This window comes from Microvirga arvi (assembly GCF_016892765.1).
Classification (GTDB): Bacteria; Pseudomonadota; Alphaproteobacteria; order Rhizobiales; family Beijerinckiaceae; genus Microvirga; species Microvirga arvi.
Genome location: NZ_JAFEMD010000046.1, coordinates 1 through 17,750, shown reverse-complemented (window position 1 = coordinate 17,750; position 17,750 = coordinate 1). Strand labels below are relative to the sequence as shown.

15 protein-coding genes and 1 pseudogene are annotated in these 17,750 nt (G+C 62.9%); 12 read left to right on the top strand and 4 right to left on the bottom strand.

All coding sequences use genetic code 11. The annotated features are described in order from the left end of the window. Nucleotides 1-42 precede the first annotated feature (42 nt). Together ILT44_RS22375 and ILT44_RS22370 are read right to left on the bottom strand one after the other, a co-directional pair. Entirely contained in the window at nucleotides 43-1,215 is a 1,173-nt protein-coding gene (locus ILT44_RS22375; RefSeq protein ID WP_204241826.1) for a patatin-like phospholipase family protein, read from the bottom strand. A gap of 17 nt (nucleotides 1,216-1,232) precedes the next feature. Continuing rightward, entirely contained in the window at nucleotides 1,233-1,409 is a 177-nt protein-coding gene (locus ILT44_RS22370) for a hypothetical protein (protein WP_204241825.1), read from the bottom strand. Nucleotides 1,410-1,752: 343 nt separating this feature from the next. Between ILT44_RS22370 and ILT44_RS22365 the strand changes: the two genes are divergently transcribed. Beyond that, nucleotides 1,753-2,229 (top strand): heme-degrading domain-containing protein, encoded by a 477-nt coding sequence (locus tag ILT44_RS22365; protein ID WP_204241824.1) that lies wholly within the window; start codon nucleotides 1,753-1,755, stop codon nucleotides 2,227-2,229. Nucleotides 2,230-2,332: 103 nt separating this feature from the next. Next, nucleotides 2,333-2,689: a PAS domain S-box protein gene (locus ILT44_RS22360; protein ID WP_204241823.1), complete on the top strand. Its 357-nt coding sequence runs from the start codon at nucleotides 2,333-2,335 to the stop codon at nucleotides 2,687-2,689. Nucleotides 2,690-3,153: 464 nt separating this feature from the next. Here ILT44_RS22360 and ILT44_RS22355 read toward each other — a convergent pair whose 3' ends face one another. Then, nucleotides 3,154-4,056, bottom strand: coding sequence for a LysR family transcriptional regulator (locus ILT44_RS22355; protein ID WP_239468447.1), 903 nt, complete (start codon nucleotides 4,054-4,056; stop codon nucleotides 3,154-3,156). A 98-nt stretch (nucleotides 4,057-4,154) separates the two neighbouring features. Here ILT44_RS22355 and ILT44_RS22350 point away from each other — a divergent pair, with 98 nt between their 5' ends. From ILT44_RS22350 to ILT44_RS22305, 10 genes and pseudogenes are all read left to right on the top strand, one after another. After that, nucleotides 4,155-5,351 (top strand): 4-oxalomesaconate tautomerase, encoded by a 1,197-nt coding sequence (locus tag ILT44_RS22350; RefSeq protein WP_239468449.1) that lies wholly within the window; start codon nucleotides 4,155-4,157, stop codon nucleotides 5,349-5,351. Continuing rightward, nucleotides 5,278-6,270 (top strand): Bug family tripartite tricarboxylate transporter substrate binding protein, encoded by a 993-nt coding sequence (locus ILT44_RS22345; protein ID WP_204241821.1) that lies wholly within the window; start codon nucleotides 5,278-5,280, stop codon nucleotides 6,268-6,270. Before ILT44_RS22350 ends, ILT44_RS22345 begins: the two co-directional genes overlap by 74 nt. Before the next feature lie 286 nt (nucleotides 6,271-6,556). Beyond that, nucleotides 6,557-7,225 (top strand): tripartite tricarboxylate transporter TctB family protein, encoded by a 669-nt coding sequence (locus tag ILT44_RS22340; protein WP_204241820.1) that lies wholly within the window; start codon nucleotides 6,557-6,559, stop codon nucleotides 7,223-7,225. Beyond that, nucleotides 7,225-8,730 (top strand): tripartite tricarboxylate transporter permease, encoded by a 1,506-nt coding sequence (locus ILT44_RS22335; RefSeq protein ID WP_204241819.1) that lies wholly within the window; start codon nucleotides 7,225-7,227, stop codon nucleotides 8,728-8,730. The genes ILT44_RS22340 and ILT44_RS22335 overlap by 1 nt, the downstream gene beginning before the upstream one ends. A gap of 51 nt (nucleotides 8,731-8,781) precedes the next feature. Then, entirely contained in the window at nucleotides 8,782-10,068 is a 1,287-nt protein-coding gene (locus ILT44_RS22330; protein WP_204241818.1) for an ATP citrate lyase citrate-binding domain-containing protein, read from the top strand. Nucleotides 10,069-10,127: 59 nt separating this feature from the next. Then, complete coding sequence (locus tag ILT44_RS22325; RefSeq protein ID WP_204241817.1) at nucleotides 10,128-12,830, top strand: hypothetical protein; 2,703 nt, start codon at nucleotides 10,128-10,130, stop codon at nucleotides 12,828-12,830. A 33-nt stretch (nucleotides 12,831-12,863) separates the two neighbouring features. After that, the gene (locus ILT44_RS22320; RefSeq protein ID WP_204241816.1) at nucleotides 12,864-13,517 is read left to right on the top strand and encodes a TerC family protein; all 654 of its coding nucleotides are present in this window, start codon (nucleotides 12,864-12,866) and stop codon (nucleotides 13,515-13,517) included. Nucleotides 13,518-13,527: 10 nt separating this feature from the next. Continuing rightward, entirely contained in the window at nucleotides 13,528-13,914 is a 387-nt protein-coding gene (locus ILT44_RS22315; RefSeq protein ID WP_204241815.1) for an acyl-CoA thioesterase, read from the top strand. A gap of 127 nt (nucleotides 13,915-14,041) precedes the next feature. Beyond that, nucleotides 14,042-14,905, top strand: coding sequence for a trans-aconitate 2-methyltransferase (gene tam, locus ILT44_RS22310; protein WP_239468448.1), 864 nt, complete (start codon nucleotides 14,042-14,044; stop codon nucleotides 14,903-14,905). Between the two features lie 400 nt (nucleotides 14,906-15,305). Then, a pseudogene (locus tag ILT44_RS22305) lies at nucleotides 15,306-15,767 on the top strand (transposase); the annotation flags it as partial. Between the two features lie 666 nt (nucleotides 15,768-16,433). On the opposite strand, the gene ILT44_RS22300 reads toward ILT44_RS22305, so the two are convergent. Then, nucleotides 16,434-17,468 carry an IS630 family transposase gene (locus ILT44_RS22300; RefSeq protein WP_204241813.1) on the bottom strand — a complete coding sequence of 345 codons (1,035 nt, stop codon included), beginning with the start codon at nucleotides 17,466-17,468 and terminating at the stop codon, nucleotides 16,434-16,436. Nucleotides 17,469-17,750 lie beyond the last annotated feature (282 nt).

The following is a 17,750-nucleotide window of genomic DNA, read 5'->3' as shown; positions in this document are numbered from 1 at the left end:
TCAGCGCAGGATGTTCCCTGCGCCTGATAGTTTCGTTGTGCGCTACTCCCGCCCGTCCTTAACGAGATCGAATGTGCGGACCCCCTCCTGACTCTCGGGGCGTTGTAACACCTCGGGATGGCGTAGCGTGCGCACCGCATCGTGATAACCAGCGCGCCAGTGCTCCTCCATCGATAACCGGGAAAACTCGTAGTCCTTTGAGTGGCCTTCGTAGTGTTTCGACCGGTAAATCAGCTGGATGATGTTGTACGCTTTGCGGTCCGCCTCCGGGCTGAGTAGCTTCACCTCCTCGCTCGTTCGCAGATCGTCCGGCAGATTAGACAGGAGGCTTGCGAGTGCATTGCGCAGATGCTGCACGCGCTCGAACTGGTCCGTGCTGGCCCGCGTCCGGCTGGAATACTGGATTTCCTTGTGCCGCGTCGCGACCTCGGCCAAGTTGCGAGGCAGTTCGCCGTGGGCGCTCCACAGATCGACCTGGAATGCAAGCGTATCCTGCCGGCGGCCCGCATCGACCACCCAGTCGAGCGGTGTATTCGAGATGAGCCCACCGTCCCAATAGTATTCGCCATCGATCTCCACCGCTGGGAAGCCGGGCGGCAGCGATCCACTCGCCATCACATGCTCAGGCCGGATCGTGTGCGTCGTGTTATCGAAGTAGACGAAATTGCCGGTGCGCACGTTCACAGCGCCGACGCTGAAGCGCATCACGCCCGCATTGATCCGGTCGAAGTCGACAACCCGTTCCAACGTGCTTTTCAGGTGTTTGGTCTCGTAGAAGCTCGTCGCCTCGAGGGCACCGTCCGGGTGCAGCCAGGGAGCTGGCAGCCGGGGAGTGAAAAAGCTCGCGGCCCCACTGAAGAGAGCGCACGTCGCGCTCACCTGGTTGAAGAGGGCGCGCGCGAGGTCACCTTTGGAGGTGATGGTATGGAGGGTACTGGACCAGTCGAGCAGCGGGTTGGCAGAGATCTCCTGCCAGAATGTGCGCAGCTTGGCCACACGCTCGGTCGGCTCGTTTCCTGCGATGATTGCAGAGTTGATGGCACCAATCGAGACGCCGGCAACCCAGTCGGGATTGATATCGGCCTCCGCAAGAGCTTCGTAGACGCCGGCCTGATAGGCCCCGAGCGCACCGCCACCCTGCAACACCAATGCGATACATTCGAACGGGAGGTGTCGTTTGGCGGCAGTTAGATGCGATTGAATTTGAATGTTCATGGCAGTGTTCCTTCGCCTCAATGGCTTGTGGCCGCCGCCACCGCGCGGACCCGCGGCGCAGTCCGCAACCGGTTGACAATGTGAGTGATCGTGCGGACCAACCGGACCTCAAGCTCTCCGTTTGGTGTGGCCTCGCTGCGATCGCCCATCGGCAGAAAGCTGGCCAGCATCAGGTGGTTAGGTTGCAGCAGCATTCTGGTCTCCGCATCCATGTGGACTGCCGCCAGTGGATACATTGCGGAATTGTCGTGGGTCCAATATATTGTTTTAGCTTTCACGATTGGGTAAACATATCAATAAGCATGCATTGGCCCCGGACTTCATCAATTCGACCATGGCAGCGACTCTCCGCGGTCCCGACTCTGGTCTCCTCCGCGTTCCTGGCGAACAATGATGCCTACGCGTACTTTTTAAGGCTGGACCAACTTGTCATGCCCAGATCTACGTTGACCAATGTCAACGATTTCCGCGCCATCCTGATCAGGTGATCGAATTCGGGTGCGGGTACGATCCGCATCAGCCGCTTGGAGACCTATGATGAACAACAGCGTTAGTCTTGATGCGCTCCTGGCAGAGGAACAGGAGTTGCAGTTTCCGTCTTTCAGCGCCGACGTTGCATGGACACTGGGCAGCCACATCTATCAGCGTGCGAAGGCCGGCTCCCTTCCGATCGCGATCGAGATTTCCAGGAATGGTCAGCAATTGTTCTTCGCAGCATTGCCTGGGGCAACACCAGACAATGCGGAGTGGATTCGCCGGAAGCGAGCGGTCGTACAACGCTTCCACCACAGCTCCCTCTTCATGTCCGTCGAAGCAGAGGTAAAGGGGCGTCCGTTCTTGCAGCGTTACGGGCTTTCCGAGCAGGACTATGCGGCAGCCGGAGGTGGCTTCCCAATATTCGTCAAGGACACAGGATGTGTTGGCGCGGTCGTCGTGAGCGGTCTTCCTCAACTTGAGGACCATCGCCTGGTCACGGAGTCGATACGAACCATCATCGCACAGTCGACAATGTAGTGTCCCAGAGGATGAAGGATTGTTCGATGAAGCCCGACAAGTTGGACTGACGCATGTGCCCTGTCTCGCGGCATAGCCAGCTTCGAAGCACGAGGGCTTATGTATGGATCGGAACCGATTGGTTGCAGATGCGATCCTAGCCGCCGCCGCTGACGCTGTGGTTGCGACGGACCGCGATGGGATCATCCGGGTGTGGAACCCGGGTGCCGAGCGGATCTTCGGCCATCGCGCCGACGGGGCACTCGATCAGTCGCTCGATCTCATCGTTCCCGAGCGTCTGCGTGCCCGCCCCTGGAAAGGATTCTGCCAGGTCATGGCGACAGGCGAAAGCTATTACGGCGAGGGCGACCTCCTGTCGGTACCGGGTCTGCGGCGGGATGGACAGCGGATCTCGCTAGAATTCACCACCGTGTCGCTCAGGGACAAGTGCAGAGTATTGCCGTCGTCATGGGCGACGTGACCAGCTGGTTTGAGGAAGTCAGGGGCCTCAAGCAGAAGCTGGCAGAGGCCGTCGCGCGCGCCAGCGGCTGGTGAAGGATTAAACTACTGGGGCTACGAGCATGAGCTGGCCGGATTAAAATCACGGAAGGTCAGGAACGGGTCAGGAAGTACGGTTCGCCGGCCCTCCAGAGCGTCCGGTGTTCCTAGCTCAAGCGGACCTTTGGTCTACTTCGGCCTCGTGCCATAAGCGGCCCTTCCGGATCGTAGAAAGATGATGGACTCCCTACGATCCAGAGTTGGCCCTACACGTTTGGGAGGACCCGCACAGCGAGGAACCATCGTAGACATGAGTCACGTCACGCCGACACGTGCCTGATCAGTGGCCAACCCTGTTGGAATGTTCTGCTTGGCGGAAATATGCGCGATCCTCACAGACCATCCGACTGCAATGGGCCGAAAGAGCCATACGATTTGTCCCCTGCTCTAGGTCGCCTCCTTCCACGTGCCAAGGAGCATCTCAAGAAAGCGCTCCGCCGCGGGCGCCAGGCGACCGCCGCGCCTACGCACCACGCCGATCGTGCGTGACACTTCCGGGTTCCCGATCGGTCGCGTGACGATGATAGGATGATCGACCTGTGGTGTTGCGAGCTTCGGCAAGACAGAGATGCCGAGCCCAGCCTCCACGAGACCCAGGGAGGTCGACAGGTGCGTCACCTCATAGGACCAACTTAGGCTCACCCCGGCTCGCACGAGCGCGGCATCCAGCATGATGCGGTTGCCACTGGTCCGGCTCACGGCCACAAGCGGCTGGCCCTCGAGATCCGACCACGCGACAGCGTCCCGTTGGGCCAGTGGGTGGTCCCGCCGGCATGCGAGGACGAAAGGGTCCTCGATCAACGGCTCGAACGACAGCTCCGGATCCGATGCCCCAAGAAGATTGATGCCGAACTCGACCTCGCCCCGCGCCACGCTCTCGAGACCGTCGTTCGCGGACAGGTCAAGGATCCTGAAGCGGATATTGGGGTACTGCTCGTTGAACCGTGCGATGACGGATGGCAGGAAGTAGAAGGCCGCTGTCGGCACGCAGGCCAGCGAGATCAAGCCTCTCCGTTGTCTGCCGACATCCCGCATCGCGAACAGCGACGAGTCGAACTCGTCGAGCATGCGCCGCACGAGCGGCAGGAACTCCCGGCCGACTGTCGTCAGCGCCACGCGGCGGGTAGTGCGCTCCAGCAGCGCCGCTCCGACCGCGGCCTCCAGTCTCTGGATGCGACGGCTGAGCGCCGGCTGCGACAGGTTCAACGCCTCGGCTGCGCGATGAAACCCCTCGAGGTCCACGACCGCAACAAAGGCACGCAGGTCGAGCGATTCGAAATTGATGCTCATATCGGATTAATAGCACCGATCTTTGCATTTCAAAGTAGTTTCAAGATTTGAGATGGTCCGTGGGCAATACAAACGATGGATTTGCCGCCGTGCACACCATGCTCACCACCTCGAACAAGAACTCCTTGCGGGTCCCGTGCGTGCTCATGCGAGGCGGGACTTCGCGAGGCCCCTTCTTCCTTGAGGATGATCTTCCCAGTGACGTGAAAGAGCTTGAGCGTTTCCTGATCGCGGCCATGGGTTCCCCTCACGTGCTCCAGGTGAACGGCATCGGCGGCGGCAACCCGATGACCAGCAAGGTCGCGATCGTCGGTCCATCGTCTCAGCCCGACGCTGACGTCGATTACCTCTTTGCCCAGGTTGCGACCGACCGGGCCTTCGTGGATTTCAGCCCGAACTGCGGCAACATGCTGTCCGCCGTGGGCCCCTTTGCCATCGAGGCGGGACTTGTTCCGGCCGAGATCGGCGAGACCACCGTCCGGATCTTCAACCGCAACACCTCGACCACAATCGAGGCCGTAGTCCAAACCCCGGCCGGCATCGTGGAATACGAGGGCGAGACCGCGATCGATGGCGTGCCCGGCACGGCAGCCCCGGTCAAGCTGACCTTCCTTGATGCACTCGGCTCCAAGACCGGCGCGTTCCTGCCCACCGGCCACGTTCGCGAATTCATCGAGAACACGCCGGTCACGCTCGTCGACTACGCCATGCCGATGGTGCTGCTTCGGGCCTCCGACCTCGGCCTCTCCGGTGATGAAACGCCCGATGAACTCGAAGCCAACCTGGACCTCCTGGATCGCCTTGAGGCCGTCCGGCTGGAGTCGGGACACCGTATGGGCCTCGGCGACGTGTCGGGCAGCGTCGTTCCGAAGCTCGCGATCCTGTCCGGTGCACGCCACGGCGGGACGATCACCTCACGCTACTTCATGAACGCGCAACGCTGCCACAAGGGCCACGCCGTCACGGGCGCCCTGTGCATCGCGGCCGCCTGCCGCCTGCCCGGCAGCGTCGCGCACGACCTCGCCACTCCCAGCCTCACGTCATTGGTGAACCTCGAGCACCCAAGCGGTCGAACTGAGATCGACCTGAGCTTCAACGCTTCAGGCCATGTCTCGCGGGCAAGTCTTGTCCGCACCGCCCGCAGAATCTTCGAGGGCAACGTCATCGTCCCGGCAAGCGCTGTCGCTGCGCCTCTGGAAGGGATACAACACGGAGGAGACCATGCCCAAGACCATCACACGCCGACTGCTCTGTTGCGCACTTCTGGCCTCGACGACGACTGCGGCACCCTTTAGCGGCGCGATCGCGCAGGACAGCTTTCCGACCCGGCCGATGAAGCTCGTGGTCCCGTATGCCGCCGGCGGCGGAACTGACGCGATCGCCCGCCTCGTGGCGCAAGGCGTCGGCGAGAAGCTCGGACAGAGCCTCATTGTGGAGAACAACGGCTCCGCCGGGGGCAACGTTGCGACCCAGCAGGCGGCGAAGGCCGAGCCCGACGGCTACACCGTCCTAATGGCCAACCAGGGACCAATGGTGGTCAACCCCCACCTGTTCAAGAACGTCAAGATCGATCCCCTGACCGCCTTCGATCCCCTCACACTCATCACGGCGGCGCCGCTGGTCGTGGTGGTGCCTAAGAACTCGCCGCACAAGTTGCTCAAGGAACTGATCGACCATGCCCAGAAGAACCCGGGCAAGCTGACCTACGGTTCGGCGGGCAACGGTTCGGCAAGCCATCTAGCTACCGTCCTGCTCGCGCAGGAGGCGAAATTCCAGGCCACCCACGTACCGTACCGCGGCGCCGGGCCGGCCGTGAACGACCTCCTCGGCGGCCGCATGGATTTCATGGTGACCACCGTGCCGTCCATCCTTGGCCTTATCCAGAGTGGAGACGTTCAGGTTCTTGCGGTCACGTCCAAGACAAGGGCTAAGAAGTTCCCGGAGGTGCCCTCCGTGGCGCAAAGCGGATGGCCGGCCTACGAGGCCACCGCCTGGTACGGGTTCGTCGTTCCGAAGGGCACGCCGAAGGACATTGCCGACAAGATCCGGAAGGCAACGGTCGAGACCATCACGACCGGGGTCGTGCGGGAGCGGCTTGAGGCTGAGGCTGCGGAACCGATCGGCAACAGCCCTGAGGAGTTCACCGCGATGATGAAGGCGGAATCCGCGCGCTGGGCCGAGATCGTCAAAAAGGCATCGATCTCCGTCGACTGACCGACGGCCTGAGAACAACTCCGCCCAGCGCTTTTGACCGAAGCCGCTGGGCGGGGATCGCGAGCAAGAACGGAAGACCGGGATCGGCTCACTGACGGTCTCCCGAGGCGGTTCGACAATCCGACCGCCCGCGAAACGATCGGATCGAAAGCCGACAGGCACGGAGAGTACCCCTTAGGCCGCCGTCAGGCTCCGTGTGGGTTGCCGTACACAAGACCTGCGCATGCAGGCGCTCAAATAAACTGACGGACATTAGCGCATCACGTGATGCGCCAGGGAGGAAAACATGTCTGAAGCTATCCCAGGAGGCCTGGATCCAGCGCATACAGGACCCATTCGTTCGCCGCAGAGTCTTGTTGCCGGATTGACGCTCGTTGCACTCGCGGCCTTGGCACTCTGGCTGACGCGCGATCTCGACCAAGGCACATTGCGGGCGATGGGCCCCGCACTATTGCCGGATTGGCTCGCGGTCGGGGTTGGTCTTTGCGGCCTTGTGCTTGTTGGGTCGAGCTTCGCTTCGGATGGCCAGGGCCTCGATCGCTGGAGTCTGCGTGGACCCACCCTCGTGCTCCTGGCGATCGTCGCGTTTGCCGTCACCATCCGGCCTTTCTCCGTTGGCGCGGTCTCAACCCCAGGGCTTGGACTGGCCATCGCCGGGCCGATGGCGATCATCATCGGGGGCTATGCGACCTCCGAGGCGCGACTGCGCGACCTCCTGATCCTCGCGCTCCTGCTGACGCCGTTCTGCATGGTGCTGTTCGGCGACCTGCTCAACCTGCCGATTCCGATCTTTCCGCAAGCGTTCGCCGATCTCTTCCCGGCGTCCTGGTCGCAGAAGCAGATCCTGCGCCTCACGGCAGCCGTCTTGGCCGGGGGCGGAGCGTTCGTGTTCGTTCTTTCCCCTCGCCATCACGCCAAGTCGGTTGATGTCGCCGATCACTCAGGGAGGATCTGATGGGTGATTTCTTCTCCAACCTCGGACTCGGCTTCGGTGTCGCGCTCTCGCTCCAGAATCTCGGCCTTGCCTTCCTGGGCTGCCTCGTGGGGACGCTGATCGGCGTGCTCCCGGGCGTCGGACCCATCGCCACCATCGCCATGCTGCTGCCAATCACCTTCGGGCTCGATCCCACCGGCGCGCTCATCATGCTCGCCGGCATCTACTATGGCGCCCAGTACGGCGGCTCGACCACGGCGATCTTGGTCAACATCCCGGGCGAGGCCACCTCCGTGGTGACCGCTCTCGACGGCCACCAGATGGCCCGCCAGGGCCGCGCCGGCGTGGCGCTCGGCATCGCGGCGATCGGTTCGTTCTTCGCCGGCACGGTGGCGACCCTCGTGATCGCGGCGCTCGGCAAGCCCCTCACCGGCTTGGCGCTCCTGTTCGGCCCGACCGAGTATTTCTCGCTCATGGTCATGGGCTTGGTTTTCGCGGTGGTGCTCGCCCACGGCTCGATCCTCAAGGCGGTGGCGATGATCCTGGTGGGCGTGTTGCTCTCCACTGTCGGCACCGATCTTGAGACCGGCGAGGAGCGCATGACCTTCGGCCTGCCGTTCCTGTCCGACGGCATCGACTTCGCGGTGCTCGCCATGGGTATTTTCGGCATTGCCGAAATCCTGCGCAACCTCGACCATACCGAGACACGCGACGTGGTGCGCCAGGCCATCGGCCGGCTTCTGCCGAACAAGGACGATTTCCGGCAGGCTTATAAGCCCGTCATCCGCGGCACCCTGATCGGGTCGATCCTCGGCATCCTGCCCGGCAATGGCGCGGTGCTCGGGCCGTTTGCGGCCTACACGCTCGAGAAGAAGATTGCCAAGGATCCGCGCCGCTTCGGCCGGGGCGCCATCGAGGGCGTGGCCGGCCCTGAGAGTGCCAACAATGCCGGCGCGCAGACCTCCTTCATCCCGTTGCTGACGCTGGGCATTCCGCCGAATGCGGTGATGGCCCTGATGGTCGGTGCCATGACCATCCACGGCATCATCCCAGGCCCGCAGGTGATGACCAAGAACCCGACCCTGTTCTGGGGTATGATTGCCTCCATGTGGGTGGGCAACCTGATGCTGCTGGTGATCAACCTGCCGCTGGTGGGTCTCTGGGTCCGCCTGCTGAAGGTGCCATATCGCATGCTGTTCCCGGCGATCCTGATGTTCTGCTGCATCGGCATCTACTCGATCAACTCTCTGCCGACCGACGTGATGTTCATCGCCTTCTTCGGCCTGGTCGGCTACGCGCTGATCAAGCTGGGGTTCGAGCCAGCGCCGCTCCTGCTCGGTTTCGTGCTTGGCAGGCTGATGGAGGAGAACTTCAGGCGCGCGCTGATCATCTCGCGGGGCGAGCTCACGACGTTCATTGATCACCCGGTGAGTGCCGGCCTGCTCATCGTGGCCGCAGTCGTCCTCCTGATCGCCTTGCAGCCGTCAATCCGCAAAGGGCGGGACGAGGTCTTCGTCGAGGACTGAGATCACGGCCACTTGGTAACTGCGTCAACACCGTAATTATGGAGGTTCACCATGCAGATCACGGGTATGCTTCATGGAGCCAAGTTGCTTCAGTTCGCCGGTTTCCCGACGTCGGAGATACTCGGACCCGACGCCAGCGAGGAGGAGATCCGGGCGCTCATCGACCGCCATGGCAGCGTGTTCATCAAGCCGGTGTTCAAGGGCGGCGTCGGCAAGAAGGGCAAGGCCGGCCTCCTCGGTCGGGCCTCCGACCTGAAGACGGCACTGAAGGAGAAGGAGCGACTCTACTTCGTCGAGCATCGGGTCGGCCCGACCGCGGCCAAGGCCAATGGCGTGACGTTCGAGGGCGCAGTGCCGGCCGAGCACGAGGTCTACTTCTCGATCGCCGACTCGACCCGCTTCAGGGCCCCGACCATGACCCTGACGCACCATGGTGGCATGGACATCGAGGAGGTCGACAAGAGCCTCGTGGCCCAGATACCTTTCGATGCGCTGACCGGCCTCAAGGCCTTCGTGGTCGCCAATGCCCTGTCGGAGCTGAATGCGCCCAAGCAGATCATCTCACCCCTCGTCCAGCAGTTGCCCAAGCTGTGGGAGCTCTACCACAACTTCGGCATGACCACCCTTGAGCTCAACCCGATCCGCATGCGGCCGGACCGGAACGGGCGCCTGACCCCGGTGGCGTGTGACTTCAAGTGCGGCTTCGACCGTGACGACCCACGCTGGGAGCGGCTCAACCTGCCCAACCACCTGTTCGCCGTCGACTATTCGGACTTCGAGCTGGAGATCAATCAGCTTCGCACCTACCAGGGCCAGAGTGACGTCTACGTCATCAACCCGCAGGGCACCATCCTGGCGCCCACCTTCGGTGGCGGCGCCAACTCCCTCGTCACCCAGATGCTGGGCGACGACGCGATCATCTCGTCTGACTTCGGGGGCAACCCTCCGTACGAGAAGATGAAGAAGGTGGCTCAGATCTGCTTCAAGCATTGGCTCAAGCAGTCGAACGTCCTGTTCATCATCGGCGGCAAGTCGAACAACACCGACATCTTCGAGACCTTCCGGGCGATGGCCGATGCCCTGCGGGAGCACTTCGGCAAGCATGGACCCTCGCCGCTCTACGTCGTGGCCGGCCGCGGCGGCCCCAACCTGGTGCGCGGCATGGGTGCCCTGCGCGACACCGTCGAGGCTCTCGGCCTGCCGTATCGCCTCTTCGGCTTCGACTCCGACATGAGCGAGGTCGTCACCTACGCCCGCGCGGTGGACGCCTGGATGAAGGCCGGCGGCCGCGATGAGGTCGCGGCAAGGCTCGGCATTCCAGTGGCGGCAGCCGCCTGAGCCGGACCATCCCAGGGAGAAGTTCAGCAGAGGCTGATTGAAGGATCGGAGGAACCACAATGTTCAAGCAGGGCGTCGGCAACTTCAAATACTACGTGGGCATCAGCTCGCTCGACCGGATCGCGACGCGGGATGATCGGGTGTGCGTGCTCAACATCCTGGGCGGCGAGTCGAGCGACGTCACTCCGGTCGGGCACGCCTACTCTGGCGGCAACGTGGTGTTCGGCACCTCGCCAGGCCGCAGTGGCCAGGTCCTGGAAACGCCGGTTGGCAATGTCCCGGTCTACAACAATGTCCGAGAGGGTCTCGAGGCGGGGCACCGCTTCAACTGCGGTGTGATCTACCTGCCGCCTTCCGGCGCCCGGGATGGTGTCGCCGAGCTGATCCGGGTCAATCCCGAGCTCAAGAAGATCTTCATCGTCACCGAGAAACTGTCGGTGCACGACTCGCGCGAGATCCGCGCCCTGGGCCAGCAGAACGGAATCGACATCTTCGGCGGCAACAGCTTGGGCGTTGCAGACTCCTGGAACCAGGTCCGTATCGGCGGGGCTCTCGGCGGAGACAGTCCGGCCGAGGCCCTGCGCAAGGGATCGATCGCGATCTTCTCGAACTCCGGCAACTTCACCACCACGATCGCCACCTACCTCCGCATGGCCGGCTGGGGCACGACCACGCTGATCTCGAGCGGCAAGGACGTGTACATCCATTACGCCGCCCCCGAGTTCGCCTTCGCGCTCGCCAATGACGCCCGCACCAAGGCGGCCGTCCTCTATGCCGAGCCGGGCGGCTACTACGAGCTCGATGCCACCTTCACCAAACCCGTGGTCGCCTGCGTGGTCGGGCGCTGGAAGTCGAAGCTCACCCGTGCGGTCGGTCATGCCGGCGCCATGGCGGGCGGCCATGACGACGCCGAGGCCAAGGAACAATGGTTCATGGCCAAGTTCGGTGTCGACGACATCTTCACGCCGGAAAACCCGGTCTTCTCGCCCCGGGGTGCGGTGGTGACGAACATCGCCCATATCCCGCAGGCCCTCACCGCCGTGATGCAGGCCAATGCGGCCCGTCCCGACTTCGAGCCCGAAGGCAGCCTTGCGCTCAAGCCCTGGTTCGGCTCGAGCCAGGGCATCGTGCTTCCGCCCGAACTCGACCTGCCGGTTGTCGATGCCGCCAACCCATACGACAGGCAGATAGAGCATCTGAACCGGCAAATCGGGGCGGTGTTTCCGCGCCAGGCCATGAAGGATGCGTCGGGTGCCTCGCAAATGGATGCCAAAACCCAGATCACATCCCTGCATGGCACATCCATGCTGGATGCGGCGCAGTTCCCGGTGGAGTCGAACATCTGTCTGTCGCTGCTGCGGGGACCGGGCAGCGAGAACGACCGGCGGCTGATCAATGCCGCCGTCGGGGCGGAGATCAACCTGTTCGGTACGCCGGCCCTGGCGGCTGCCCAGGCGGCGCGCGAGGGAGGCAATGCGCCCAACACGGTTCTTGCTGCGGCGTGCAGCATCCTGGGTCCACGGTATGCGCAGCAGGCAGGCCAGGCCGTGCGGGCACTTGTGGAAGGCTTTACCGCCGCTGGGCTACGGAACGCCGTTGATGAGGAGTTCGACCTGGGCCTGGTGCAGTTCGATAGCACCGCAAGCCTGTTCGTGTCCGATCAGCCTGACGCGAGGGCGGAAGCCCTGTTGCACGGATTGCAGACCCGGGGCGTGAAGTCGGTGTTCGTGCGCTACCTGCGTACTCTCAATGGCCACCCGACCGCCGATGCCGTCCTGGCCGCGGCGGCGGCGACACTGGCGTGGGAGCCCCTGATGCGCAAGCGCATCTCATTGCTGACGGTGGAGACCTTGCCCTGGTGGCTTCGTCTCTTTGGGGTACTGATCGGCGCGTCGGCCGATGCCGGCCAGCACCAAGAGGATTCATTCTGTGGCATCCCCAAGGAGGAGATCGTCGGCTCGCGGTCCCTGACCGAGATCGCGTTCACAGCCCTGGTCGGCACCGAGCCCGCTCCAGCCAGCCTGTTTGCCTTCCAGACCCTGGTCGGCCTGCTGCTCTCGAACGGGCCGGGCACGATCTCGGCCCAGGGCGCCAAGGGGGCGGTCTCGGCCGACGGGCCCGAGACGCCCGAGCGGGTGCAGCTCAACAAGGCGCTGGTCGGCTTCCTGACCCATTCCGGGTACGCCCACGGCGGCAACGGCTACGAGGGCATCGCCTTCCTGATCGAGCAGTTCCAGGACGCCGATCTGGCCGATCCTGGGGATCCGGATCATGGCATCGACCTCTCGGCCCTCGCCCGCCGATATGCGGCCGAGTACGCGACCTATAAGGCGGACAAGAAGACAACCGGCAGCCTGGACATCCGAAAGATCCCCGGCGTGAACCACCCGGTGTTCAAGGACAAACCCGTGAACCATGACCCGCGTGAGGTCTTCGTGCGCGAGTTGTTCGGGCGCCGCGAGGAGTACAACGTCTTCCATGAGTACTACCAGGAACTCGTCAGGGCGCTGTACGAGTCCGGGGTGTCTCGCAACGTCTACTGCGTAAACATTGATGCCGTGATCGCGGCCCTGCTCCTCAAGATGCTGTGGCAGCCCTACCGCGACGGTGGACTAACCAAGGAGGCTCTCGAGACGAGCGCGTTCACAATCTTCCTTTATGCCCGGATGCTCGGATGCGCGTCCGAGATCGACGACCACCTCAACCGGGGTCGCAACATGGATACGCGGACGGCAGCGTCCAAGTGCCAGTACGTATCCTGACGAGAGCTGAGCGGATGACAGGGAGGCCCCGGAATGAGTGAGCTTCTGGCCACCGAGGCCCTGTCGGCCTTCCTCCAGGTGATCATGATCGACCTGGTGCTGGCCGGCGACAACGCCGTCGTGATCGGTCTCGCGGCGGCGGGCCTGCCGAAGGAGCAGCGCAACAAGGCGATCCTGATCGGCATCATCGCCGCCACGGTGTTGCGCATCGTGTTCGCGCTTCTCACCACCCAGCTTCTCCAGATCGTCGGCCTGCTGCTCGCCGGCGGCATTCTCTTGCTGTGGGTGTGCTGGAAGATGTGGCGCGAGCTGCGCGCGGGCCACGCCGAGAAAGATCTTGAGGCCGAGGAGGCGCTGGAGGATCGCGACCTCGACCAGGACGGGCTGATCGCCGAACATGCCCCGCGCAAGACCTTCGCCCAGGCGGCCTGGCAGATCGTCGTCGCTGACGTGTCGATGTCGCTCGACAACGTGCTCGCCGTGGCGGGCGCCGCGCAGGACCACCCGGTCATCCTTGTCTTCGGCCTAGGACTTTCGATCGCCCTGATGGGGATTGCCGCCAGCTTCATCGCCCGCCTGCTTCAGAGGCATCACTGGATCGCCTATGTCGGTCTGGCCGTCATCCTCTACGTGGCCGTCGAGATGATCTACCACGGGGCTTTGGAAGTCTGGCCAGTATTGTCGTGAGGGAGCAACCATGGAAACCGGTAAGATGGATCTGCGTGAGGCGGTTATCCGCACGATCGCAATGCCGTCGAATACCAACCCGGCGGGCGACATTTTCGGCGGCTGGCTGATGGCGCAGATGGACTTGGCCGCCGGCAACGCCGCCGCCCGCCGTGCCCGCGGGCGCTGCGTGACCGTTGCGGTCGATGGCATGGCCTTTCACAGCCCTGTCCACGTCGGGGACGAGGTGTCGGTCTATGCCGAGCTGATCTCGACAGGGCGGACATCCATGAAGTTCCGGGTCGAGGCTTGGCGTCGCTCTCGCGACGGAGACGAGCAGATCAAGGTAACCGAAGCGGTCTTCACGTTCGTGGCCATCGACAGCGGGTCACGGCCCCGTCCATTGCCGACCGGATGAATCCGAGGTGAAGCAATTACACCACGCCGTGGGCGCACGTCAGTCGTCCTGAGGAGGCCCTCGGTCCCTGATTGCTTCGGTGATCGAGGCAGCGAAAAGGAGCGGCACAGTGAACGAGGACATCCCGTTGTCTGAATGGGACGCCGATCAATACCTGAAGTTCGAAGCTGAGCGCACGCGCCCATCGGCTGATCTCATGGCGCGTGTGCCGTTGACCGAGGCACGACGATGCATCGACATCGGATGCGGGCCGGGAAACAGCACCGAGCTCGTCCTCGGTCGCTTCCCGGAAGCCATTGTCACCGGCCTCGACAACTCTCCCGGTATGCTGTCCAAGGCGCGGGAACGGTTGGGAGGACTGACCTTCGAGGAAACCGACCTGACAACATGGTGGCCGGACGAGCGCTTCAACCTGATCTTTGCGAGCGGTGTTCTGCAATGCCTGCCGGACCGACCGCGGATCTTGACCCGCCTTGTCTCGTTTCTTCATGATGGCGGTTGCCTTGCCGTTCAGGTTCCCAACACCGTCGACGAGCCATCCCATCGGTTGATGGAACAGGTGGCAAGCGATGGCCCCTGGGCAGGGAAGTTGTCGGCTGCATCCGTTGGCAAGGAGAGCTTCGGAACGATCGACGAGTACTACGCCTGCCTGCAACAGACGGGCTGTACATTCGATCTTTGGGAAACCACTTACCTTCATCCTCTCGCCGGCCCCGGTGCCATCGTCGAGTGGTTCGAGGGGTCGGAGCTGCGGCGTTACCTGAAACTCCTCACTGACGAGGAAAGACCGGAGTTCTTGAGCCGGTACCAAGCAGCGCTCACGAAAGCATATCCGGCTCAGAATGAAGGAAAGGTCCTGTTGCGCATGCCCCGGGTATTCTTCGTTGTTCAACGCAGCCGAACGAGGAAGTCGATCGCTCCATGGTCCTCGGATCCAGGAACCGGCCGCCGGACGGGACGTGTGGTCGAAATGGAGCCAACGACGGTCTAGGGGCCGGTGCCAGCCAGCTTGCTCCCTGACACGAGCGTCAGGGCGACTGCTGCCGCTTGAGGCCAGGCGCAACAGCCCCGTTCGCAAATCGAAATCACCAAACCATTCCGGTCGGCGGGAATTGTCTCGCCAGGGATGCGGACACGAACCTGCTGGATGGGCGGTGGCGCCCGGTGAGCGCGATGAATGTTCGATCCACTCCACAGATCGGAAGAAACATGTATGGCACGGTGACAAGCTTCAATTCGGATTTTGTCGATCGCCTGTGGCTCCTGAGTGAGCATCTGACTGGGGATCGGGTGTCTGAGTAACCCGTTCGAAATGTGATGGTCCGCTCAGGGTCCAGCCTGTGTGGAAACGCATTGATCTGCTAAGCTAATCGTGATCGGCGGAGGTCGCGATGAAGCGTTTCGTTGAGGGTGAGGACCGTCGGCAGGCAACCCTGCTTCCTGACTGCCTGGATGACTATGTGACCGAAGATAATCCCGTTCGGATTGTTGAGGCATTCATCGACGAGTTGGACCTCGCGGCCCTGGGCTTTGCCGGCATCGTGCCGGAGGTGACGGGCCGCCCAGCGTATCATCCAGCCACCCTGCTCAAAATCTACATCTACGGCTATCTCAACCGCATTCAGTCAAGCCGAAGGCTGGAACGCGAGACCCAGCGCAACCTCGAGCTGATCTGGCTGACTGGCCGGCTGATGCCCGACTTCAAGACCATCGCCGACTTCCGCCGCGACAATGGCCCGGCCATCCGCGCGGCGTGTGCGCAGTTTGTCGTGCTGTGCCGCCAGCTCAACCTGTTCACCCGTGCGGTGGTGGCCATCGACGGCTCCAAGTTCAAGGCCGTCAACAATCGGGACTAGCGCGATCAGCTATCGCCTGGAGGTACGGAGGTCGCACCGCATATTCGGTGATGTTTGGTTCGGTTTCCGCGGTGTAATGTTCAAATGGATTGCTGAGCAAACCTAGACGCTGAACTAAAGTCATTAGAATCGCTGCCCCTTCGTGGTCGTAGTCCATACCTCATGTGGAGCACGATTTGAATCGAGAGTGCAGTGAGCCCCAGAGGCGGGCAGTGGTCATGCTGGCCTGCCGCAGGAGGGCGGTGGTCCTCCGGTAGCCGTACCAGCCATACTAACGAGCCAAGTCACTGATGGCAGCCGTCAACTGCCCCTCGTCATCTGGCATCTTGGGAACACGGCGTTGGTTGGAACGGAGCGGGCTGATGGCATGCGGGCTTGGCGCTGCGATACGCCCACAGCCCGGCAGACCCGATCGACCGCGTCTCGGCGGCAGGCAGGGCTTATTACTTTCTCCGCATGACGTCTTGGAGGATGACCTTATCGAGTATCAGGTCCGAGATGGCCTTGCGCAGGTAAGCGTTCTTCGTCTCCAGCTCGTTGAGCCGTTTTATCCGATCCACTCGCAAGCCACCGTACTCGTTGCACCAATGGTGATAACACTGCTCGCGGATGCCGCCGGCCATACACCGCCAGCCTTATTGATCCGGCTTGGGTGATCTTGAACTACGCGGCATAACGGAAAGATGGATGCCCGAAGTAGCTGCGGATCCGGTCGGGCAACTTGGCGAGCCGGCGCATGTGGCTGATGATGGCGCGCTTGAGTTCGGGCTTGCTGCGGGCCGGCGGCTTGCGCGTCACGGCGTGCTTCAGGTCGGCGTTCAGGCCCTCGTCCGGGTTCAACTCAGGGCTATAAGATGGCAGGTAGAAGACCTCGATCTGCTCCGTGCGCTCGGCCAACCAGTCCTGCACCGCCCGGGCCCGATGGACCGGCAGGTTGTCCCAGATCAGAAACACCTTGCCGCTGGCATCCTGGATGAGCCGCCCGAGAAAGCGGATCAGGCCCGGGGCCTTGATGGCGCCATTGAGCACCATCCAGCGCAGCTCGCCCTTGTTGGTCACAGCCGAGATCAGGCCCAGCCCCGCGCGCTTGTGACAGGGGCGCACGACAGGCGTCCGGCCGCGTGGGGCGAAGCTGCGGCCGCGCACATCATCGGAGCGCAAGCCGGTCTCGTCACCCCAGAAGACCGTGCCCTTCTCCCTTCTGGCTTGCGCTGCAATGGCCGGGTAGTCCTGCCGCAGCCAGTGCCGCACCGCCTTCGGCGACTGCTCATAGGCCCGTCGGAGCGGCTTCTGGGCCGTGAAGCCCCAGCGCGCCAGATAGGTGCCGATGGTGCGCACCGCCAGCCGGATCCCACAATGCCGCTCGATCAGCATCCGCACCGCCGCCCGGCTCCACAGGGCGAAGGGAAGACCGAGGTCGTCGGGCGGGTGCCGGCTCATCAGAGCGCGGATCTGCGCTTCCTGCTCGGCCTCGAGAAACCGTCCCGTGCCGGGGGCCGGGCCCCGCGGCCCACTGGCCAATCCGGCCAGGCCCTGCTCGGCGAAGCGGCGGCAGATATCGAAGACGCCTGTCCGGGTCAGGCCCACCTGCGCGGCAATGGCATCATAAGTCAGACCGCTCTCCCGCAAGCCGATCACCTGCCGGCGACGCTCCTCTTGCGCGGCTGCTGGCAGCTTGCGCATGTCGACATGTTTCATCCCGCCAAACTGGATCCTTCCGCCGCAGATTTCAAGAGTACCCAAGCCGGATCAATAATAGACGGCCTTAATCGAGAAGCTCCCGTTCTCTCATCTCCACTCAGCCCATGTCACACTCCCATGCACTGTTGTTCAGAGGAGTGTGACATTCCTAATTTCCTACGGCGGGACATTTTAACTTTGCGCCACACAGCGAATGACCGGTAACAGGCATTATGGAACTGCGAGCAGACCTCTCACGGACTAGACCTGCCGCGCAGCCTTGAGCGTGTATTCCAGGAT